Genomic DNA, 22,624 nt, shown 5'->3' on the forward strand with positions numbered 1-22,624 from the left:
CTGTGAACGCTATCATTCAGATTTTTCAGGGTCAATAGTCGGAGTTAATGCCGCCATTCCAATTCGGCTTCGCACCATGGGTATGGTGAGGGCCGTACTCGCGAGCGCCATCAGCAACAGAGCCGTGAACATGCCGCTGCTGATAATGTCGCGGTCCAGAAGGATATTGGCAAAGATGATCATGATCAGCGCCTTTGTCTGCAACAGCCAACCGATTAGCGACGCTTCTCCCCGCTTCCAGCCCAACCAACGCCCCGCCACCGCAACCCCCGCCATCTTGCCGCAGACCGACGCGACCAGCAGGATCGCGGCGACCGCAAACACCTCCGCCCCGCCGAGCGTCCATTGCGTACGAAGGCCTGTGCTGAGAAAAAAGACCGGCATGATCGTCATCAAAAGATGATCGCGCAGCAGATCGAAGGATTTCTGGTCGAACCAGTCCCGGTCCATTATCGCCCCTGCGAGAAAGGCACCCACCATGAAGTGGAGACCCGCCCAGTCCGCCGCGAAACCCAGCAGCGCGACACATAATATCGCGACGTAAAGTCGGTCCTGCCCGCCTAGCCTAGTCATGATCCTACGCAGCGCCCACGCCGCCAAGGGAAAGATCAGGACGAACGCCAACTGCCGTTCCAGTCGACCCCAGTCGAGCAGAATGATCGCCAGCACGCTCCATAGGGCGATATCGTCCAGACTGGCGTAGCGCAGCACCCTCTGCCCCAGTGGCTGACGCAGGATTGTCAGTCGGTCCATAAACAGGACGAGGATGGGGAGCGCCGTGACCGCACACGCCATGCCGATTCCCAGCGCTGCCTGCCAGTGTGCCCCATGTCCGCCGATCCAGCCGGGGCGTTGGACGATGAACCAGGCTGCAAAGCTTCCCATTATCAGTGGCGCGATCAGCGCCAGCGCCGCGGTAATCCAGCTATCCCGGCGCGATCGCCACGCCTGCGCCACGTCCAGTTCCACGCCCGCGATCCAGACGAACAGCATCACTGCCCACCAGGCGATGCCATTGAGAGCGGCCATGACTGGCTGCGGGAAAAGCGCAGCGTGCACCGTCGGGGCGATGGCACCGAATATGCCCGGCCCCATCACCACGCCCAAGCCGATCTGGATCACGACCAGCGGCACATATGTGTCGGTTCGACCGACCCGCCAGATCAGCCAGGGCAGCCCCAGAATCAAGCTGAGCGCTAGCAGGAATGTCTCGGTAGTCGTCATGCCTGCCACCCCTTGAGCCGTTTCGGCTCCGATCAATGCTGCGGTGTGACCGCGATCTCGAAAGAGCCTATCGGAAGCGACATACCATCGTACAGGTTTACCACCGGATAGTCCGCCCAGGCATAGCGAACCCGCGTAGTCGGCGCGCCGTCGCCTGCCAGGACAAGTCTATCGCCGTCCAGCCGGGCGCTGGCATAGCGGCAGGAACCTGACTGCGTCCCGCACAGTTCGAAACCGATGGCGACATTGCTGCTGCGCAGATGCAGACCGCCTGTCACGCCCGTGAAGCGCAACGATATGGCGCCCGCGCTATCGCTGGTCGCCGACACTATCTGCGGGCCGAGTGCCGCCCCCCTGTCGCCCTCGACAGCGCCGCGCATGGCCCGCGCCAGTCGCCGTCCCACTTCCTGCTTTTCACCCGGATGGATGTCATAGGGATCGCCCAGATCTATGGCGGTCGCCAAGCCTGCATGGCCATCCGCCAGGGACGCGCGGTAAGCGTCGTACCGCACATTAGCCCAGCCGCTTTCGGACGGGACGGTCGCAGGTCGGTCATATCCCGCCAACTGGACGGCAACGAAGGCGAGGTCCGGCGTCGCGAACTGACGCCGCCAATCGGCCATCAGCGCCGTCATGCGCCCCGCATAGCCGGGAATGCCGGTGTCGGACTCGCCCTGATACCAGGCGACACCCTTCAATCCGATCTCACCCAGCGGCGCGATCATGGCGTTATACATCGTGCCGGCGCCTGCCAGGTCGCTCCACGGCACGCGCGGCGCGCTCGATTGGGTCGCAGCGGCCATGGCGTAGGTCCAGCCATCGGCCATCGGCACAGATCCGCCATCGGCAAAGACGATATTTATCGCATCCGCGGGCCCCAGCATCCCCCCGGTTTGATAGCCGTCCGACACATTGAGGGTAAGGCTGTTGCGCCCGGCGCGCAGCACCCCGGCGGGGATGGCAAAGCTATTGGGTTTCCAAGCCTGCGCGCTCATGCCTACGCCTGTACCGTTGATCCACAGCCGCCCGACATCGTCCAGCGTCCCCAGATTTACGGTTGCGCCCTGCGCTGCCTGCTGCGCCGTCAGTACGATATCGCGCCGGAACCACAGCATGCCGTTATAGTCTGCTAATGTCGGCACCCCCCAGCTCTCCCACGGACCGACACGCGGGACCGGCACCCATGCCACGGTGCTGCCCTGCTGCCAGGGTTCGCGCCCCGCCTTGTCTCCGGTTTCGTCCCGCCACCACTTTTCCCAAGCAGCGCTCGCGGCCTGTTCCCCGGCCGCCACGTTGCGGGCATGTAGGGCAAGTAGGGCCGATTGATCGGCACGCCCCACTGTGGCCTGCGCCTTTTCGCCCATCCACGGGCTGATCTGCGATCCACCCCAACTGCTGGCGATGGCCCCGACCGGCACCTTCGCCGACGCCCGCCATTCGCGCGCCATGTAATAGCAGGATGCCGAGAAATTCTGGACCGCATCCCGACTGGCCACCGCCCAGGATGGCGACGTAGCAAAGCGAATCTGGGGCGCATCGGCTATCCGCTTTTCGATAGTCATCAGGCGCAACTGATCGTCTGCCGGAACGCCCGCCGCCCCGCTGTTCTGGGCCAATTTGACTTCCATCTCCATGTTGGACTGGCCCGAACACAGAAACACATCCCCCACCAGCGTATCGCGCGCCACCGTGCGTCCATCCGCATTTTCCACCGAAAGACTGACTGGCCCCGGCGTAGCGATTGGAGAGAACCGCGCGGAAAAACGGCCCTGCCTGTCAGCGGACACAGCCTTGCGTTCCTGGCCGAGCGTAACGGTCACGGCATCCCCCGCCCCCGCATCGCCGTTCACCACGACGGGGCGGTCACGCTGGATCACGGCATAGTCACTCAGGGCCGGGTCCAGTCGAGGCGGAGCGCCGCTAGCTACTGCGGAGAAACTTAACAGGCCGAATCCGAAAAAGGCTGCCAGTGGACAGGAAAGTTGAGGTTTCATGCACATTCCTCGTGAGTCATCGGAAGCTGCTGGGCGACAGCGTGATTGCACCCTCTGCGCCAATCTCGACCTGTCGCACCGTCGCGCCCCAGCGCACCGTCCGCATCGTTTTGGGCGGCGCCCGCAATCGCGCTGATTGTAAGCCCCCATCCTGCCAGGCGACATCGATCGTGCAATCGCCCCGGGTTCGAAGGCCTGTGACGGCCCCGTTGGGCCAAGCGTCCGGCAAGGCTGGCAAAAGATGGATAGTGTCGCCGTAATTTTGCAGCAGCATCTCCACGATGCCCGCGGTGCCGCCGAAATTACCGTCGATCTGGAAAGGCGGATGTGCGTCGAACAGGTTCGGATAGGTTCGCTCCGGCCCGAGCAGGAAGTTCAATATGCCGTGCGCCCGGTTGCCCTCGCGCAGCCGCGCCCAAAGGTTGATGCGCCAGGCCGTGGCCCAGCCCGTCGCCTTGTCACCCCGGATCTCCAGCGACCGCCGCGCGGCCCTCGCCAGATCGGGCGTCCGGTCGACGTCGATCAGCCGGGACGGGTAGAGACCGTAGAGATGCGAAACATGACGGTGCTGCTGGTCAGGGGCATCGGCGTCCCAATCCTGCGGCCATTCCTGCAACTGCCCCTGCCGACCAACCTGCATCGGCAATAGCCGCGCGCGCGCCGCGACAACTTCGTCTGCAAATGGTTTGTCGCCGTCGAGCAGCCCCGCCGCCGCAACAGTCGCGTCGAACAGGTCGGCCAATATCTGCATGTCCATGGTCGGGGCATAGTCCAACGTTCCCCCATGGCCGTGCGGGTTTTCGGGTGACATGGACGGATTAGTGACGAGATGCCCCGTCCTAGGATCGACCTGAAGCGTATCGAGGAAAAACAGCGCCGCGCCCTTCAGCAGCGGATAGATCGACGCCAGATAGGCCGCGTCTGGCCTATATTCATAATGATCCCACAAATGCCGACACAACCACGCGCCACCCATCGGCCAAAGGCCGAACTGCGCCCCGTCGATCGGAGCCGTTGCGCGCCACAGGTCGACATTGTGATGCGCCACCCATCCCCGTGCGCCGTACATGGTGCGCGCCGTCCGCGCCCCCGTCACCGCCATCTCCCGCACCATCTGGATCAGCGGCTCAACGCATTCCGGCAGGGCCGTGGTTTCCGCCGGCCAGTAATTCATCTGGGTATTGATGTTGATCGTATATTTGCTGCCCCAGGGCGGCGACGCGCTGTTGTTCCATATCCCCTGAAGATTGGCAGGCTGACTTCCAGGCCGTGACGAAGCAATGAGCAAATAGCGTCCATAATCGAAGTAGAGCGCCGCCAGCGCCGGATCGTCGCCCGCGCCCGATCTCCGCACCCGCTCGTCGGTGGGCAGCTCCGCCGCTGCACTTGTACCCAGATCAATCGACACACGCCGGAACAGCCGGCGGTGCTCATCCCGCGCCTGCGCCGCGATCTGCGCGAAGCTCTGGGTCTGTGCGGCGGTAATCTGCGCCGCCGTAACCGCGGTGGGATCACCCGACACGTCGTCAAACCGTTTATAGCTGGTCGCCATCGCAATCAGCAGCGTCATCTCATCGCCGCCGCTTACGACCAGCCCCTCCCCATCCCGCGCAACCTGCCCGCTCGGACACACTGCCTTGCACCGCATGTCGAAGCGCAGGGCACCCTTGATCGGCCCATGATCGCCATTCCTGCCCGACAGGCGCAGCGTATCGCCCGCCGTCGCATCCACCGACCAGTCCGCGCCCACCTGATCCCAGGACAGGCGACAGTTAATCATTCCTCCCCGGCTGGCGCTTAGATGCACCGCGATCACTTGGTTGACGGGGCAGGCGACCACGCGCCGCCGATAGGTGACGCCTGCTATCGTGAACAGCGTTTCGGCCAGTCCCGTGTCGAGATCGAGCGATCGTTCATACCCTGTGGGGTCGCCCTTCGCGCCGGACATCTCGATCAGAAGGCTGCCCAGTGTCTGATAGGCCGCTTGGCTCAACGGCCGAGCCATTACCTTCGCATCGGCCAGCGCCTCGGCACCAGCGATATCGCCCGCAAAGATTCGTCGGCGCAGCTCGGCCATGGCACCCAGCGCCTGCGGGTTGACTGGATCGTAAGGGGCTCCCGACCAGAAGCTGTCCTCATTCAGTTGCAATCGCTCCTGGCCGATGCCGCCAAAGATCATCGCGCCAATCCGCCCGTTGCCGACGGGCAGCGCCTCAGTCCATGCGCTGGCCGGCGCCCTGTACCACAAACGCTGCTTGGGGCGCTGCGCAGGGCGCGCACGCGCGACGCCAGCCGCCAAACCCGCTGGCAATAGCGCCAACAGGCCCCGGCGCGTCAGGGCCATGATGCCTCTGCCCGTCATCCGACGGGGGGGAAGGTCAGGTGCTGGCTGAAGAAGGGTAGGACATGGTCCTGAAACCGCGACGCGACATGATTGGTGTGGTCGCCGTCATAGATTTCAAAGCTGTTTGCAATGCCATACTCGTCCAGCCGCTCGTGCAGCGTGCGGGCGTCGTCCTTTAAGCCGTCCTTGTCGCCAACATCGATGGCAATCGCCTTATAGCGCCGAAGATCGCCGATATACTGGTCTACGAAGGCCAAGGGCGCATTGGCCGCCCATTTGGCCAAGACCGCATCCCTATGTTCGCTGCTTCCATCGGGCAGATCCAGATAAAGCGGCGGCTTTTTGGGATTGGGTGACCAAGCCGCAGCCGTCGCAAGTTGCGCACGGGCCAGGAAAGGGAGGGATGCGGAGTCAGCCGGTGTCTTGACCGCATCCAGCAATGTGGCCGTAGCCGGATCGAGTTGCGCTGCCGCCCGGGGCGAGAGACAGCAGGGACTCATCATATAGAGCGCGCCGAATATGTCCGCATGTTTCATGCCGATACGGGTCGTCCCATATCCGCCCATGCTGTGCCCGGCGAGACCCCTGCTCTTCCGATCGGCAATCGTACGATAATGGCTGTCGATGTACCGGATCAGATCATGCGCAATGAACCGCTCGAAATCGCCCGTCGTGACGGAACTGGAATACATGGAGCCGTTATGGATGGTTTTGGCATCGGGCATGACCACGATCATGTCTCTGGCGCCCTTTGCAAAGGCACCTTCCACTGTCTGGGGTACATGGATTTCCTTGGCCCATTGCTCCGCTCCAATCGAATAGCCGTGTAGCGCGTAGACCACGGGATAGCGGCGCTTGAGATCAGTGCCATAGCTGGGAGGAAGGATGACCAGCACAGCCCGTTCAGCGCTTTCGCCCTCCAGATTGCCCGCGATTGACGGGGCATGGACCGTGATTTGCGTGACCGTGGCTGGCAGAGCGCCGGGTACGACCGCGGGCGCGCTTGTCGCCACCTGCGCGAGGACCGGCGGAACGCAGGCCAGCATGGTTGCCACAGCCATGCTCCATACACTGACACAGCGCTTCATCGCCCTCGCCCTCCCTATAGGTCAGCATATCGCTGCCACGGGTCGACAGCCGCCCGCCGCGCCATTGGTAGCGCAACCAAAACGTCAGTCAAGTGGCTGTCGGCCTAGACGTCCCGCAGCAGTCGCATCACCAGCGCGCGTATCCGCCCGTAATTTCCTGACGCCATCCTGCCGAGCACCCCGTGTTTTTCTGGCGGAAGATGGGCCAGAGGATGTCCGTCCGGTCGAAACACATAATGGTCGAAATAGGCGCGCCACGCCGCCCTCTCCGCCTCCGGCCGTTCGGCGATTGCGATCATCGACAACAGCATCGCAGTGTACGGCGCGTCCGGGCCAATGCTGAAATTGTCCCACCAGTAGTTCACCAATATGTTGAAGGGAGACGTCGCCTCGACCTGGTGCCACCACAATTTGGGCAGATACAGCGCGTCCCCGGCGTCAAGGTCGACCACTAAAGCTCGGTCGCGCGCAGCGGCGAAACGCGGATATCGGGCATCCGCCTCTCCCGCGTTCGCGGCCAGGCTGACGGGCTGCCCCGCCATAGTATGGTCGATTGGCCCAACATACAGATCGCCGATCGCATCAGGCGGATACAGGGTAAACCGGCGGCGTCCGGCCACGACGCAAGCCAGATTGTCATATGTGTCGTAATGACAGGCGATGACGGAGGCGTTGCCGATCCAAATTCGCGGGGCGACCGAAGGCGGCATAGCGGGAACCATATTATGCCGCGTAAATCCGGGCAGGTGGATGTCGATTGGCAATGATCCCAGATAACGAGTGGAGGCCTCACGATCCGTTGCGCTGACGACGATCTGCCGGATATGTTCGCTTATTCCTGCCGAATCTCGAACGAAGTTGAAGCCGTCCACCTTGTCGCCATAATGAAAGCGGCCCGCCAGATCGGCACTTCCGACAAAGGCCTCCGCCGTGGTTCCGGCATCGAACTGCCCAACATAAGCCGCGCCATGCTCTACCGACGCTGCTGCCGCATGCACGGCTGGCCAATCCGCACACAGCCCACGAATGACGACCGGCCGACAAGCAGAGACCATAGCAGCGAGGGATTGGACATCGCGAAGATCTCCTGCGTCCCACGTATCAACGATGTCGGCATGTGTCGCCATTGCGCCTACAATGTTCCTGTCAGTCGGTCGTTACGACGGCGAGCCAGAATCCCAACTTGCTGCAATGATCCGATCATCGTGTAGGCAAGTTGGAGATGGCCCGCCCGGAACAGCGCCAGGACGGATGCATCGTCAAGACGCCGTAACCTGTCCAGACTAACCGTGAACAGGCCCTGCAACGATAGCTTTTCGCCATCGTCAAAGCTCAACGATATGTCGAGCGGCTCGATCAACCGGTGCGCCAGCAAGGCGGCGATGAATTGTTCCGCCTCCTGCGTGCCAACCACCAGCGCGCCAAGCGCGGACTGGATACGGCGGAGCGCCGGAGCAGGTGCGCCGTCAGGCTCGAAAAGGCGGTGACCATCCTCTGCAGCGAATCGTGAATGCGCGGCGTCGATCGATATGTTGTCATCCGTGGCGAAAAACCCTTCCCGAACCGATTCGAGCGATTCGAATGCGGCCTTGCCATCGGGGCGGTCGACGAGCAGTTCGCCGGGGCGCAGCCCAAGCGCAGCGCCCGGATAAAACGCGCCCGTTTCCCTATGCTTGGAAAAGAAGATCGGGCAGGCGACCGCCGCTGCCGCAAACTCGCTCGGGACAATACGCACGAAGTGATTCGATAACGGAAAATCGCGCTGCAGCCGCAGTTCGCCGTGAATTTGCGGGTTCAGAATTTCTAGCGAATCCAAGCCATCCTCCTCTCAATTATTCCATCTGCATACGCCTTACCGGTTGCCCAAGGACAGCCTGCAACGCTGCATTTCTGGCTTCTTATGCCCTCAAAATGCGTTGAAAGAATACTCCTACAATAGATGTTGATCTACACATTAGATAGCGCTACCATAATCGCAAGCTGGGAGGTTCGGGATACCATCGCTGTCATAGCAGCAGGTGTTTCGATCCTCCGTTATAAGCTGTCATACCGGGCGAAAACGATCCGTATGAACGCATTCCGTAGAGGATGAAGGGGAGGATAATGAATAACTTGCATACTAATCGCGCTCTGTCGGCTGTGAAACCATCAGTGAACATGAGAAAAAGACTGATGGCGGGTGCCGTCAGTCTGGCAGCATTGTCAGTCACGATGTCCGCCCATGCACAGCAGGCGGCTGATCAAGCTGCCGATCAAGCCAGCGCTGCGGAACTGCCTGCCGGCGATACCGATATCATCGTTACCGGCATCCGTGGATCGCTCCAGCGCAATCTCGACATCAAACGGTCTTCTGCCGGCGTCGTCGATGTGATCTCGTCGGAAGACATCGGCAAATTCCCTGACTCGAACGTCGCAGCCTCGCTGCAGCGCCTTCCCGGCGTATCTATCAACCGCTCAGGCTCTCGCGGTGAGCCGGACGGTATCACGGTGCGTGGCTTCGGCGGCGACTTCAATGAAACACTGATTGACGGTCGCCGTATCTCGACCGCCACGGGCGGTCGCTCCGTCGATTTCTCCTCGGTCGGTGCCGATTTCGTCGGCCAGCTTGCCGTATTGAAAACACCGGACGTATCGCTGTCGAGCAGTTCGATTGGCGCCACTGTCAACATTTCCTATCCCAAGCCCTTCGACAGCCCCGGCACACGCGTCGCGTTCAGTGCCTCGGGATCGGTCCAGGACGATGCGGGTAAAATCGTGCCGACCGTCGGCGCGCTGTTCAGCAAGACCTTCGCAGACGATACGCTCGGCATTTTGGTCGACGGCATCTACACCCGCCGCGACACACAAGTGAACCGTGTCTACGTCTCAGGTTGGCAGGGCGGCCTGTTCGCACCGTGCCAGCTGGCAGGCAGTGCAGCGGCAACCTGCGCACCATCGGATGATGTCACATCGACCCCGTCTAACAGGAAAAGCGTTGTTGGCTGGTACGGCCAGCAATATGGTGCCGATCAGCGCTATACCAAAGATGAGCGTATCGATGGCCGCATCGCGCTGCAGTGGGCACCCTCCGACGACGTAGTCCTCACGTTGGACGACAATTATTCGCGGCAGAAGATCGTCACGGACATCTCCGGCTTCGGCGTCTGGTTCAACCAAGGGTCGATGCGCAATGTCGAACAGGATGAAAACGGCACCACTGTCGACTTCATCCAGCAAGGTTCGCCGACCGACTTCACTGCCGGCACCGACACGCGCGTTTTGGAAACCAACCAGGTCGGTTTCAACGTCAAGTGGGACGCGACAGCCAATCTGAAGATCGAAGCGGACGCCAGCTACTCCAAGAGCCGTCAAAATCCCGGCGGCGAGATCACCAGTGAAAATGGCGATATCGGCTATGGCGGCCTTCTCGGCACCACCAACGGCATCCGTGTCTCCGGTAGCAGCAGCAAGGCGTTCCCGGAACTGACGGCCTTTGGTCCCAACGGTGACGCATCGCGCTGGACCGACCCAAGCATCATCGGATCGCACGTCACCGTGCGTCAGCAGCAGCTTAACAGCGACGAGATCAAGCAATTCCGTTTGGGTGCGACTTGGGAACAGGATAACCTGACCATCAAGTTCGGCGGTCGCTATATGGAGGATCGCTTCAAGCTCCAGAACAGCAGCACCTTCACCAATAATTTCTGGCAAGCCTATGCCGGTTATGGTGGGCCGTCCGGACAGGGTAGCGGCGTGCTGATCCCCGCAAGTCTCGTCAAGGGCACGATTGGCACCGATAACTTCATCCCCGGTTTTTCCGGCGTTCTGCCCCCCGGTCTGTTGCGCTATGATGCGAAAGAATATCAGCGTCTGTTGGAAGGCTTGGGCAATCCATATGCGCAAAACGTGCCGGGCTTTAACTATCCCGGTCCGACTGACACGACCAATGGCCTGCTTGGTTATCGTGGCATGTTTGATCTGCTCCTTGATCCGGGTAGTGTTCAGGACGTGCGTGAAAAAACATGGTCGGCCTATGTCCGGGTCAATTTCGAAGCCGAGGTTGCCGGTATGCCGTTCCATTTCAATGCCGGTGCGCGAGAAGAAATCACCAAGCTGGTTTCGGCAGGCGTCGGACGATTGCCAACGTCGATCACAGGCAGCACGGCTGATCCAACGTTGCTGACAATCGGCTTCGGTCCCACCCAGCCGCTATCGACGAAAAGCAGCTATTCCTACTTCCTGCCGAGCATCGACATGAAGCTGGAGCTGACCGACAGCCTGCATCTGCGGTTCGACGCGTCGCGCACGTTGACGCGCCCTGCCCTCAACACGCTGACTCCGGTTCTCAACGTGGGTGTCGGCCAGCGCGTCGGCGCACTCACGGCGACGGGTGGCAATCCAAGCCTGCAGCCCTATCTCGCCGACAATTTCGATCTCGCGGCGGAATGGTATTACCAGCGCAACTCCTATGCATCCGTCAACTTCTTCATCAAGGATGTGTCGAACTTCGTTGTCGCCGGTACTCAGCGCCAGACGATCAACGGCGTAGTCGATCCGACGACAGGTGCTCCAGCGGTCTTCACCGTCTCGCAACGGGTCAACGGTCCGTCCGCCACGATCAAGGGGGTCGAACTGGCGTGGCAACATGTCTTTGGTGACAGCGGCTTCGGCTTCAACGCCAACGCCACCTTCGTCAAGACGAACAAGCCCTATGACGAGACCGATCTCTCCCAGAGCGGATTTGCTGTCACGGGCCTGGCCAACTCTGCCAACCTTGTTGCTTTCTATGACAAGAGCGGCTTCCAGTTCCGTACTGCAGTCAACTGGCGCGACAAATATCTGCGTGAGTTCGGTCAGGTGCAGAACAACTCGGCCTTCGGAGCGGAGCCGACGTTCGTAAACTCCAGCCTTCAGGTCGATCTTAGCAGCAGCTATCAAATCAACGAGCGCATCAGCGTGTTTGGCGAAACGCTGAACATCACCAATGAAACGATCAGCACCCACGGGCGCTTCTCGAACCAGTTGCTGGACGTTTACGCTTATGGCCGTCGCTTCACGCTGGGCGCACGCTACCGCTTCTGACGGACCCCTCCTGCTGGGGGATGTCGACCTTGCGTTGACATCCCCCATCTTTTCATGGTGGCTGGTCGCATGATTAATCCCGTCAAACATATCGTGATCGTAGGCGGCGGAACGGCCGGATGGCTCACCGCCGGTGTCGTCGCCGCGCATCACCAAAGCCGTATGCCCGGCGGCTTCTCCGTTACGCTGATCGAATCCCCCAATGTTCCGATCATCGGCGTTGGCGAAGGCACCTGGCCCACGCTGCGCACTACGCTATCGCGCATGGGCGTTTCGGAAACCGATTTCTTCCGAGAATGCGACGCCGCCTTCAAACAGGGCGCACGCTTCAACCGCTGGACTACGGGCGCGGCGAACGACGGCTATTATCACCCCCTCATGCTTCCGCAGAGTTTCGGCCAGGTCAATCTGGTCCCGCACTGGATGGCAGGCGAAAGCGCCCGCAGTTTCTGTGATGCCGTCACGCCGCAGGGGTCGATCTGCGACGATGGCCTTGCGCCGAAGACAATCGCTACCGCGGAATATGACGCGATCGCCAACTATGCCTATCATCTGGACGCAGGCAAATTCGCTCCCTTCCTGCAACGGCATTGCTGCACGAAGCTGGGCGTCCGTCACGTGCTGGCCGATGTCGAGCGTGTCAACATGGCCGAAAATGGCGACATCGCCAGCGTCACTACGACGCAGGCTGGCGATATCGAAGGCGACCTGTTCATCGACTGCACCGGTTTCAAGGCGCTGCTGATCGGCGAGGCGATGGGCGTGCCCTTCAAACAGTGCAGCGACATATTATTCTGCGACACCGCAATCGCCATGCAGGTGCCCTATGACAGCCCGGACAGCCCGATTGCATCCCACACCATCTCGACTGCCCAGAGCGCGGGCTGGATATGGGACATCGGCGTCCCGACCCGGCGGGGCACCGGCCATGTCTATTCCAGCAGCCATATCTCGCACGACGAAGCAGAGAGGGAACTACGCGCCTATATCGGGCCTGCAGCAGACGGCCTGAACGCGCGCAAGATCCCCATCCGGTCAGGCCATCGTGAAACATTCTGGAAGGGCAATTGCGTCGCCGTCGGCTTGGCAGCAGGCTTCTTGGAACCGCTCGAAGCTTCGGCCATCGTCCTGATCGAATTGTCCGCCAAGATCATCGCCGAGCGTATGCCCGCTTGCCGCGAGGTGATGGACGTCGTCGCCTCGCGCTTCAACGCTACGACCCTTTATCGCTGGGGCCGCATTATCGATTTCCTGAAGTTGCACTATGTCCTGACCCAGCGCACCGACAGCGACTTCTGGCGCGACAACGTTCGGCCCGACAGCATCCCGGATCGATTGCAGGAACTGCTCCTGCTGTGGCGTTATCATTCGCCCTGGTTTCACGATGAGTTCGACCGTGCCGAGGAAGTCTTCCCCGCAGCCAGCTATCAATATGTCCTGTACGGCATGGGCTTTCGTACCGAAGTCGAGATTGAAGCGCTTGCCCGCGACGACGCCTTGGCGGAACAGGCGATGCGGGAGAATGCCCGCCAGACCGAGCGCCTGCGCGCCGGGCTGCCGCGTCACCGCGACCTTATCGACAAGATCGTCGCGCACGGCCTGCAACCCGTCTGAGGGGCTGCAGGCCGCCATAGCGATCAGGGTTTACTGAGCCTATCCGCCGCATTGGCCAGATCGATCCATGCCGCGCCTTCTGGAATGACATATTCATTCTCGCCCCAAAAGAACGGCCAGTCCTCGTGGTTCTCCGGAAAGTCCGGCTTCACCACCAACACGCCGGGTACTACGCCACCAGCGATAAAGGAAAAGTCGGCCCGGTTATTGCCATAGGCGACTTCCTTTGACCGCGTCCCTACCGCCGAAACGAAGGAGATATCCGACCCGGGATGATGCCCCGTCATGAAGGCAATGCCGCGATAGACTGCCTCGCTCGATACGATGTCGGGAAACGCGCGGTGCAGCGCCGCGCTGGTAAGCGCATAACCCATCACCGTACCCGACCCCGCCCAGCCGCCAGTCGTGATCGGCACGCCAAAGGGATTGGCGCGCGCCGCTACCTCAATTTCCTTCACCCATTGCCGCACAACAGGTTCCATCGCTGCACGATAGGATGCGGGCATATAGGGAATGGCGGCGGCAGCCGTCATTGCATTACCGCGAAAATTCTTCGCGATATCGGGCCACAACGCCATCACGCGCTCTGCATAAACGGGTTTGCGCGTGGCGCGCAGCAGCTCAACCGCAGCAGCGAAGGATTCCGCATCGAGCGGCCCGCCGGTCGTATTGCCATGGCTGAACAGGTCCGGCGCATGGGTTTGCTCCCCCGCCCAGGCTTTTTCCGCAGTCACCAAGGCCCGATCCGCCAGACTGTCATCCTGCCCCTTCAACACCCGCGCCGCCGCCGCCAGTCCAGCAATCGCACCGTAGTTGAGCGCGGAGGATTTGCTGGTGAAGACCCAGCGATCGTCCGGCGTCCCGCTGCGTCCATTGCGCACTTCTTGGGGCTTGAGCCCAGCATCATAGGGAAGACCGTCGGTCTTGTTCACCGCGTCGCCCAGATGCGTATATTGCGCCACGTCGGGCTCGACGATGCCGTGAATGGCATGGCCGACTGCATCGAACTGCGCCAGCAGTTGGATGGTGCCGTGTGCGACCTGCTGCACGATGTCGGGCTTACCGTCGGGGACGTGGATCTCGACATGTCGCCGTGCCGGATCGACGCTGACCGTATCGCGGTTCAGCCCATACAGTTCGCGGCTTTCCGCCAGCGATCTTATAACCTCATATTGCGACTGGGTGCGGATATCGAAATCCCCCGCATCATACCAGCCGCCGACATTGAGGCCGGGTATCGTTTCTCCCGGCTTGTACGGCGTGTCGGTCGTCGGTCCCTGTCGATAGAGGTCGATATGTTCGTGGTTCAGCGGCGCCTGACGGCCATCGTCACGATGGGAATCCCCATGCCAGACGCGATAGGCTTCATTGACCGTCATATGGTCCATCGCGACCGGGAAATAGACGTCGTTGGTCGGATGCCAGGCATCGGCATAGACATCCTGCGCGATCCGGAACGGCGCAGTGCGCACATCCCCATATTCCAGCATGTAGAGGCCCGACTGCTTCACAGCGCTGAAATCCAGTTGCAGATAGTGATAGCGCAGATAATCGCCCCATTCCCGCGCAGGCCCGGTCGCAACCGGCGTCTGCGCGCCGTTGTCCCCGATCCGCAGCAGGCGAAGCGGCGGGCGACGTTTGTCGTTGCGATCCAGCTCCACCGTCGCCACCTTGGCGCCACCCGGGGCATAGCCCAGTTGGGAGTGCGCAATCACCGGCGGGCGCAGCCATCCCGGCACAGCATTGACGTCCACGGTCCATTGCAGCACCGTCCCGCTCTTCCCTTCAGGCAACAGCGACCGCAGCACGAACCACCCATTTTGTGCCTGATTGCGCCCGTCATACAGCATGATTGGCGCATTGCCGCTCACGGTAATGCGGCGTGCCGGGTCTTCGGGCGCCAGCACGAAGCGCGAGGCGCTGGCGATCGGCACAGGGTCCGCCCCTGGCCCTTCGCTGCGCCCGCTCGCGGCGTTGCGCTCTGCGGTCAGGGTCATTTCGCTGGCGGGATAGCGCGGGAATATGCCCGTCGCGGCGTCGGCCACATAGCTGTGATGAAAATAAGCGGACGGCAGGAATTCCATGTTGAAACCGGCCTTGCCAGACAGCGCTTTCGGCAGCGGCTTGTCCAGCACCACGCTGATGACCACGGCCCCGCCCTTGCGCTCAGCCCGAACGACATAGTCCCATTTCAACTCCGCATAGCGCAGCCTCGTTTCGACCACCCCCGTCCGGCGATCCACCTTGCGACTAACGACGGCAGCAGCCGGATCCCATTGGCCCGGCGTCGGGGACAGGCGCACGTCGCCATTGGTGGCGCTGCGAAGTCCCTGCTGAATAATTTCTATGCCACCGATCTTGGAATCGGCGAACAGTCCGTCATAGGTATTGGAAAAGACGAGGACATTGACACCTGCCCCCTCGAAATAGCCTGCTTCATTTAAATCGACGGCCGCTGCGGATTGCGCGAGCGCTGATCCACTCGTCAGCAGTCCGATAGCCAGCGCACAGCCTCTCAAATGTCGCAACATGCCTCTCATCTCCTTTTATGGTTGCGCTATCATTGACCGGTGATAGGCAATTTTGCAAGGTAAAGCAGTGGGAGTTGTGCGATTGTAATGATATCGCTATCGTGCTCGATATAAGCCGGAGAGGAACACCCTATGAAAATGAATATCGGCGGCGGACGCCCCCTTTTGCTTGCGCTGCTGGCGCTGACCTCAGCCTGTCAGAAGGATCCCGGTGCAGTATCTGGCGATAATGCAGCGGCTGGCACGTCGAAAAAATATCTGTCGCAGCCGCTGGTGAAGGACATCTACACTGCGGATCCATCCGCCCATGTGTGGAACAGCAAGATCTATGTCTACCCCAGCCACGATATCGATGGCCCGACGCCCGAGGACGATCTGGGTGCGCATTTCGAAATGCGCGATTATCGTATCCTGTCGATGGACAAGATCGGCGGCCCGGTCACCGTTGGCCCCGTCGCACTGGATGTGAAGGATGTGCCCTGGGCCGACAAGCAGATGTGGGCACCGGACGCAGCCTTCAAGAACGGCACCTATTATCTCTACTTCCCCGCCAAGGATAAGCAGGGTGCGTTCCGTATCGGCGTTGCCACGTCCAAAGACCCGATGGGTCCGTTCAAAGCCAGACCGCAGCCGATCAAGGGTAGCTATTCGATCGACCCCGCCGTCTTCACCGACGACGATGGCAGCAGCTATATGTATTTCGGCGGCATCTGGGGCGGCCAGCTTCAGCGGAATGTGACCGGCACATATGATCCCAACGGATCGAAAACCGACTTGGGCGCGGACGACAAGCCCGCCCTGATGCCTCAGATCGCTAAACTGTCCGGCGACATGACCGAATTCGCCGAAAAGCCGCGTTCCGTTCAGATCGTGGATGACAAGGGTAAGCCGCTGTTGGGCGGCGACCATGACCGACGCTTTTTCGAAGCGTCGTGGATGCACAAGTATAAGGGCAAATATTATTTCAGCTATTCCACCGGCGACACCCACTATCTCGCTTATGGCATTGGCGATTCCCCTTACGGCCCCTTCACCTACAAAGGCCGCATCCTGGAGCCGGTTGACGGATGGACGACACATCATTCCATCGTCGAATGGAACGGTCGCTGGTGGCTCTTTTATGCCGACACGCAGCTTTCGGGGCAGACCCGCTTGCGCAACGTGAAGGTCACGGAATTGTTCTATAATCCGGATGGCACCATCCGCACCATCGATCCGATGCTGAAGTAAGCTCCTTGCGGCCTCCTGCGTTCACGTGGGAGGCCGCTTGCCAAGACAGAATACCAAAATGGCACCGACAGCGGTCACGTCATTATTGTTTCGCCTTGCCCGTCGCAGCTACTATAGGAAATTGGCAATGCTAATCTGATATTGCTTTCCTTCCCAACTGCGCGAGAAACCATGACAACTTCGCGAACTTCCCGACGGCAACATAACGCGCCCACGATCAACGACGTTGCAAAGCATGCCGGCGTGTCGCCAATGACCGTATCGCGCGTTATCAATGACGAGCAGACTGTCCGCCCCACAACGCGGGAGAAGGTTAAGGCGTCGATCGCCGCGCTGAATTATTCGCCCAGCGTTGCCGCGCGCAGCCTGGCCGGTGGGGAAGAAACGCGGATCGGCCTGCTCTATTCCAACCCCTCCTCCTCCTATCTTTCCGAATTTCTGATGGGCAGCCTGGATCAGGCGGCGCGCAGCGGCGTGCATCTCGTGGTGGAAAAATTCGGTGACGACATGTCAGTCGCCGCCGTTATGCAGCAGTTGAAGAGCGGACGGATCAGCGGCATTATCCTGCCGCCGCCGCTATGCGATTCCCAGGAAATGCTGGATGCGCTGGCCAAGGCAGCAATCCCGGCCGTCGCGGTTGCCACTGGGCGCGCGCCAAGCGACATGCTGGCTGTGAGCATCGACGATTTTCAGGCTGCCTATGAAATGACACAGCACCTCATCACATTGGGGCACAGCCGGATCGGTTTCATCAAGGGCAATCCCAATCTGAGCGCCAGCGACCGCCGGTTCGAAGGCTATCGCGCCGCCCTGACCGAAGCGGGAATAGCCGATGACCCGTTCCTGTGCGCGCAAGGCTATTTCACCTATCGATCGGGTCTGGACGCTGCCGAAACGATCCTGGACCTGCCCAACCGGCCCAGCGCCATCTTCGCAAGCAATGACGATATGGCGGCTGCAACGGTTGCCGTAGCGCATAGGCGAGGCATGGACGTGCCCAGCGACCTGACTGTCTGTGGCTTCGACGATACACCGCTGGCGACGACCATCTGGCCCGAACTGACCACGATCCACCAGCCTATCGGAGAGATGTCGCGGGTGGCGGTGGAGATGCTGGTTCGCGAAATGCGCGGACGCCCAAAACCCGGTGCCGACACGGCGGAAACGCATGTGATGCTGGATTATAGTCTGGTCCGGCGGCAGTCCGACGCCGCCCCCAGAATGCGGCCCAAGGCCTGATCAGCAGCGACATAGGCGCGCCGCTTCCGGATCGGAAACGGCGCGCATAGTTTATCAGCCCTGCATGTCTTCCAGTTCCCGCCCCTTGGTTTCATGAACCATAGCGCGGACGAAGAAGAAGCTGATGAATGCAAAGACGGCGTAGCCCAGATAGGTAATCGCCAGACCCGGCGACGCTGCGAGCGCCGGGAAGCTGACCGATATCGCCGCGTTCGCAATCCATTGGGCAAATCCTGCGACCGCCAGACCCGATCCACGGATCTGGTTGGGGAACATTTCGCCCAGCATGACCCACATGATCGGACCCCAACTGAGGTTGAAAAAGATCACGTAAAGGTTCGCTGCGATCAGCGCGATCAGACCGTTGCTGCCCGGCAAGCTCACGCCACCGTCCGCTCCAGTTATCGCCGTGGAAAAGGCCCAAGCGACAACGCCCAGCGTCGCGGCCATGCCTGCCGAACCGGTCAGCAGCAACGGCTTGCGCCCCACCCGATCCACCAGTGTCATAGTGGCGAGACACGCACCGATCGACAACACGCCCGAAAGGATGTTGATCTGCAGCGCATTATCTTCTGAAAAGCCGACAGCTTCCCACAAGGTCGCACCATAATAAAACACGACATTGATACCCACCAACTGCTGGAAGATCGCCAGGCCGATGCCCGCCCAGACGATAGGCCGCACCTTGCCGCTGACCTTGTCGATCAGATCGGACAGCTTCGGACGATGATGATCCGCCGCCAGGCTACCCCGGATTTCCACGACCTTCCGCGCCGCCTCCTGAGCGCCAAACAGGCGCGTCAGTACCACTTCGGCATCGGCATCCCGTCCCCGGGCCACCAGATAGCGGGGGCTTTCCGGGATCGCCAGCAGCGCCAGCAAGTAAATGGCCGCTGGAATCGCTTGCAGCCAGAACATCCATCGCCAGGCCGGATAATCCAGCCATAGCGTTGCCGTGGAGCCGCCCGCATAGCGGGCCAGCGCGAAATTGGCTACAAATGCGCCAGTCAGGCCGGTGATGATCATGACCTGCTGGATACTCGACAAGCGACCACGCACAGCGGCGGGGGTGACTTCCGAGATATACACCGGCGAAATAACGCTGGCAGCACCTACGCCCAAACCGCCGATAATCCGCGCAATGATGAACAGCGCCGAGGAACCGGCTGCCCCTGCGAGCAAAGCGCTACCAAGAAACAATATGGCTGACACCATCATCACGCCGCGTCGACCGATGATGTCCGCCAAGCGCCCGGCACCGAACGCGCCGATGGACGATCCGACCAGAATCGCACCAACGTTGATGCCGATGCCCAGCTTGCCCAAATCGAAGGCCGATTCCAGCCCCTTCTGGGTGCCGTTGATGACCCCGGAATCATAACCAAACATGAAGCCGCCAATGGTAGCTACCGCCACGATTGCAGCGATAAAGGCCATATTGACCTTCTCCGCGCTCCCCTCCTGCTCCATCATCCTTATCCTTCCTATATTTTATAGTTTTGCGAGAATTCCAGGTACGCCGCACACCCCCGGATCGAAAGCGAACAGATCGCCCGCCAGTGGTTGCGCTCGACGCTCGGCCAGAGACAATCCCTTGGCCGCCGTGGTGGCATAGGCCGTCGCCAGCCCGTCGCCACCAAAGGCCACTTTGGTGACATTCGCCACGGGAAAGGCAACGCTTGCCATCAGCTTTCCGGCCGGATCATAGCGCCGCACCCCCCATCCGCCGAACAGGCCGATCCACAAGCAGCCTTCCGCGTCGATGGTCGGCCCATCGGGATATCCGGCGCCTTCCTCAATCTGGGCGAACACGCGAGCGTCATGCACGCCGCTGCCGTCTATCACGCTCCGCCAGATGGTGCGGCCGATCGTATCGACATGGTAAAGGATATCGCCATTGCGGGAGACCGCGGGGCCATTGGTGATGCTGACGGCGTCCAGTCCGCTGGCGACGCAGCCGGACCGATCCATGCGATAGAAAACACCGCTGATCGCCGTTTCGGAATCGTCCATCGATCCGAACCAGAGCGCACCGTCCGGGTGAACCGTCGCGTCGTTCAAGCGGTTACCGGGCAGATGCAATTCCGGCGCATGGATGAGCGAAAAGTCGCCATCGACTGGATCGAAGCGATGGATGCCGGTCTGAAGCCCCACCAGAAAGCGACCGTTGCTGTCCGGCAATATCCAGCCGATCTGCGCTGGAGCGGTCCAGCTTCGCACCGCCTCCAGCGCGGGATCGAAACGATGGATGCATGGCGCCTTGATATCGACGAACCACAAAGCCGCGTCGTGGGCGACCCATATCGGGCCTTCGCCCAATGTCGCGCCCAGGCTCAGGACGGACCGGACTTCGCCTGCCATCTTTTCAGCGCCAGCCTGCATCGACGAAATAGTCATGACCGGTACACATCCTTGCATCGTCCGACGCCAGAAACAAAACCAGCGCTGCGACATCTGCAGGCAAAATCCGGCCGTCCAGACATTGTGCGGCGACGATCTCCGCCTCTCCCTCGGGCGTATACCATTGCATCTGTCGCGGCGTCTTCACATTACCGGGTACAATCGTATTTACGCGAACATTCTCTCGGCCCAGATCCCGCGCCATTGCGCGAGTCATGCCCTCGATCGCGGCCTTGGCGGTCTGATAAAGGATGAGGTCCGCCATTCCCAGATGCCAACTGATCGACCCGAAATTCAGGATGACGCCACCGCCTGCTCGCCGGAACGCGGGCAGCACGGCCTGCGCCGTGAAGAACAGATGGCGCAGGTTGACGGCCATCCGCTCCTCCCAATATTCCGGCGTGACCTCCTGGATGCTGTGCCGGTCGTCATTGGCCGCATTGTTTATCAGTATATCCACGCCACCCAGCGCCGTTTCCACCTCGGCCAGCATCGCCTGCACCGCCGCAATATCGCGCAGGTCGCACTGACGAAAGATCGGCGCATGGGCTGCGCCGGGCGTCAGGCGATCGGCAACATGCTGCCCTGCATCTGCCACGATATCGCAAAAGGCCACGCGGGCACCCTGAGCGACGAAACCCTCCACAAGCCCTTCGCCGATGCCGCTTGCGCCGCCGCTAATGAATACGCGCTTGCCCGACAGGCTGGGATAATGAGCACGATCGATCATGCCACGTTGCTTTTCAACAGGCCGCGCTTGGCGAGGTTGAACATGAAATCCGCCAGCCCCCCGGTCCACGGCGGCGCATCCTTGGATGTCACAACTTCATTGGTCAGCCGACCCAGACGCGACGTGGCGATAGTTACCACGTCGCCCACCTTGTGCGTAAAGCCCCTGCCCGGATCGTCACGGTCCTGCACCGGCGCGAACAATGTCCCAAGGAACAGCGCGAACCCGTCGGGATATTGATGCTCGCTCAATGTCTGGCGGACCAGTTCGAGCGGGTCGCGACTAATCTGGTTCATGCTGCTCGTCCCCTCCAGCCGATAGCCTTCCGGTCCATCTATCGTCAGGGCGACTTCGGCATTGCGTACGTCGTCAATCGTAAAATCGGCGTCGAACAGGCGGATCAACGGCCCCAGCGCGCAGGACGCATTATTATCCTTTGCCTTGCCCAGCAGCAGCGCCGACCGCCCCTCGAAATCGCGCAGGTTGACGTCATTGCCCAGCGTAGCGCCGACGGCCTCGCCGGATGCGTTGACGATCAACACGATTTCGGGTTCCGGATTGTTCCAGGTGGAATCCGACCGGATACCAATTTGCGCGCCTGCGCCTACGGTCGCCAGGACTGGCGCCTTGGTGAACACCTCCGCATCTGGGCCGATGGCGACTTCCAGATATTGCGACCATAGTCCGTCCTCGATCAGAGCCGCCTTTAACGCGGCGGCCTCTGGCGAGCCGGGATTAACTGCTCGGATGGAACCGCCCACCCGCTCTTCAAGCCGCCCACGTATCTCGGCGGCGGCTGTGGAATCGCCGCGCGCGCGCTCCTCAATGACTCGCTCGATTGCGGACAAGGCGAAGGTCACCCCACATGCCTTCACGCATTGCAGGTCGACAGGACTGAGCAACGGAAGGTCGAGCGCGTCCAGAGCGCCCAACGACTCGCCCTGCGCCGGATACAACGGCAGACGGTCCATCAGCAAGGATATGGTGGGAGCGACCCGCGCCATGTCATAGGCCATACCATCTACGACCAGAATGGGCGTCGGCCCGGCGGGAGTCATCACCCGCCCCACGAAACGTCCCGCCCGCCAGTCCGACGGCAGAATATCCGCCACGGAACCATTGCCCCTCATCCTCAACTCCCGAATTTGTAAAACTGGTAGCGCTACCGA

15 protein-coding genes are annotated in these 22,624 nt (G+C 61.0%); 4 read left to right on the forward strand and 11 right to left on the reverse strand.

Going from position 1 to position 22,624, the window contains the following annotated elements; genetic code table 11:
• Positions 1 to 12: 12 nt before the first annotated feature.
• The 6 genes from QMG56_RS03430 to QMG56_RS03455 all read right to left on the reverse strand — a co-directional run bounded on the left by QMG56_RS03430 (position 13) and on the right by QMG56_RS03455 (position 8,466).
• Complete coding sequence (locus QMG56_RS03430; RefSeq protein WP_281821171.1) at positions 13 to 1,224, reverse strand: cation:proton antiporter; 1,212 nt, start codon at positions 1,222 to 1,224, stop codon at positions 13 to 15.
• Positions 1,225 to 1,256: 32 nt separating this feature from the next.
• Complete coding sequence (locus tag QMG56_RS03435; RefSeq protein ID WP_281821172.1) at positions 1,257 to 3,218, reverse strand: sialate O-acetylesterase; 1,962 nt, start codon at positions 3,216 to 3,218, stop codon at positions 1,257 to 1,259.
• Between the two features lie 16 nt (positions 3,219 to 3,234).
• Positions 3,235 to 5,580 carry a glycoside hydrolase family 95 protein gene (locus QMG56_RS03440; RefSeq protein WP_281821173.1) on the reverse strand — a complete coding sequence of 782 codons (2,346 nt, stop codon included), beginning with the start codon at positions 5,578 to 5,580 and terminating at the stop codon, positions 3,235 to 3,237.
• Positions 5,577 to 6,650 carry an alpha/beta hydrolase family protein gene (locus QMG56_RS03445; RefSeq protein WP_281821174.1) on the reverse strand — a complete coding sequence of 358 codons (1,074 nt, stop codon included), beginning with the start codon at positions 6,648 to 6,650 and terminating at the stop codon, positions 5,577 to 5,579. The genes QMG56_RS03440 and QMG56_RS03445 overlap by 4 nt, the downstream gene beginning before the upstream one ends.
• Before the next feature lie 104 nt (positions 6,651 to 6,754).
• On the reverse strand, positions 6,755 to 7,777 hold the full coding sequence (locus tag QMG56_RS03450) for a cupin-like domain-containing protein (protein ID WP_375713629.1): 1,023 nt from the start codon (positions 7,775 to 7,777) through the stop codon (positions 6,755 to 6,757).
• 5 nt (positions 7,778 to 7,782) lie between these two features.
• Positions 7,783 to 8,466 carry a SapC family protein gene (locus QMG56_RS03455; protein WP_281821175.1) on the reverse strand — a complete coding sequence of 228 codons (684 nt, stop codon included), beginning with the start codon at positions 8,464 to 8,466 and terminating at the stop codon, positions 7,783 to 7,785.
• Between the two features lie 341 nt (positions 8,467 to 8,807).
• Here QMG56_RS03455 and QMG56_RS03460 point away from each other — a divergent pair, with 341 nt between their 5' ends.
• Positions 8,808 to 11,711: a TonB-dependent receptor gene (locus tag QMG56_RS03460; protein ID WP_281821176.1), complete on the forward strand. Its 2,904-nt coding sequence runs from the start codon at positions 8,808 to 8,810 to the stop codon at positions 11,709 to 11,711.
• A 69-nt stretch (positions 11,712 to 11,780) separates the two neighbouring features.
• On the forward strand, positions 11,781 to 13,325 hold the full coding sequence (locus tag QMG56_RS03465; protein WP_281821177.1) for a tryptophan halogenase family protein: 1,545 nt from the start codon (positions 11,781 to 11,783) through the stop codon (positions 13,323 to 13,325).
• Positions 13,326 to 13,348: 23 nt separating this feature from the next.
• On the opposite strand, the gene QMG56_RS03470 is transcribed toward QMG56_RS03465, so the two are convergent.
• Positions 13,349 to 15,856 (reverse strand): glycoside hydrolase family 9 protein, encoded by a 2,508-nt coding sequence (locus QMG56_RS03470; RefSeq protein ID WP_281821178.1) that lies wholly within the window; start codon positions 15,854 to 15,856, stop codon positions 13,349 to 13,351.
• A gap of 138 nt (positions 15,857 to 15,994) precedes the next feature.
• Here QMG56_RS03470 and QMG56_RS03475 point away from each other — a divergent pair, with 138 nt between their 5' ends.
• A complete protein-coding gene (locus tag QMG56_RS03475) occupies positions 15,995 to 17,086 on the forward strand; it encodes a glycoside hydrolase family 43 protein (protein WP_375713635.1) in 1,092 nt (363 codons plus the stop codon).
• Positions 17,087 to 17,257: 171 nt separating this feature from the next.
• A complete protein-coding gene (locus QMG56_RS03480) occupies positions 17,258 to 18,325 on the forward strand; it encodes a LacI family DNA-binding transcriptional regulator (RefSeq protein WP_281821180.1) in 1,068 nt (355 codons plus the stop codon).
• 54 nt (positions 18,326 to 18,379) lie between these two features.
• On the opposite strand, the gene QMG56_RS03485 is transcribed toward QMG56_RS03480, so the two are convergent.
• Genes QMG56_RS03485 through QMG56_RS03500 form a run of 4 tightly spaced genes read right to left on the reverse strand, consistent with a single transcriptional unit; the run spans position 18,380 to position 22,585 of the window.
• On the reverse strand, positions 18,380 to 19,795 hold the full coding sequence (locus tag QMG56_RS03485; protein WP_281821237.1) for a sugar porter family MFS transporter: 1,416 nt from the start codon (positions 19,793 to 19,795) through the stop codon (positions 18,380 to 18,382).
• Between the two features lie 21 nt (positions 19,796 to 19,816).
• Positions 19,817 to 20,686, reverse strand: coding sequence for an SMP-30/gluconolactonase/LRE family protein (locus QMG56_RS03490; protein ID WP_375713636.1), 870 nt, complete (start codon positions 20,684 to 20,686; stop codon positions 19,817 to 19,819).
• A 4-nt stretch (positions 20,687 to 20,690) separates the two neighbouring features.
• On the reverse strand, positions 20,691 to 21,452 hold the full coding sequence (locus QMG56_RS03495; protein ID WP_230188210.1) for an SDR family NAD(P)-dependent oxidoreductase: 762 nt from the start codon (positions 21,450 to 21,452) through the stop codon (positions 20,691 to 20,693).
• A complete protein-coding gene (locus tag QMG56_RS03500; protein WP_281821182.1) occupies positions 21,452 to 22,585 on the reverse strand; it encodes a fumarylacetoacetate hydrolase family protein in 1,134 nt (377 codons plus the stop codon). The genes QMG56_RS03495 and QMG56_RS03500 overlap by 1 nt, the downstream gene beginning before the upstream one ends.
• Positions 22,586 to 22,624: the final 39 nt, after the last annotated feature.

Origin of the sequence: Sphingobium sp. BS19 (assembly GCF_027925545.1) — a bacterium.
Taxonomy (GTDB): domain Bacteria; phylum Pseudomonadota; class Alphaproteobacteria; order Sphingomonadales; family Sphingomonadaceae; genus Sphingobium.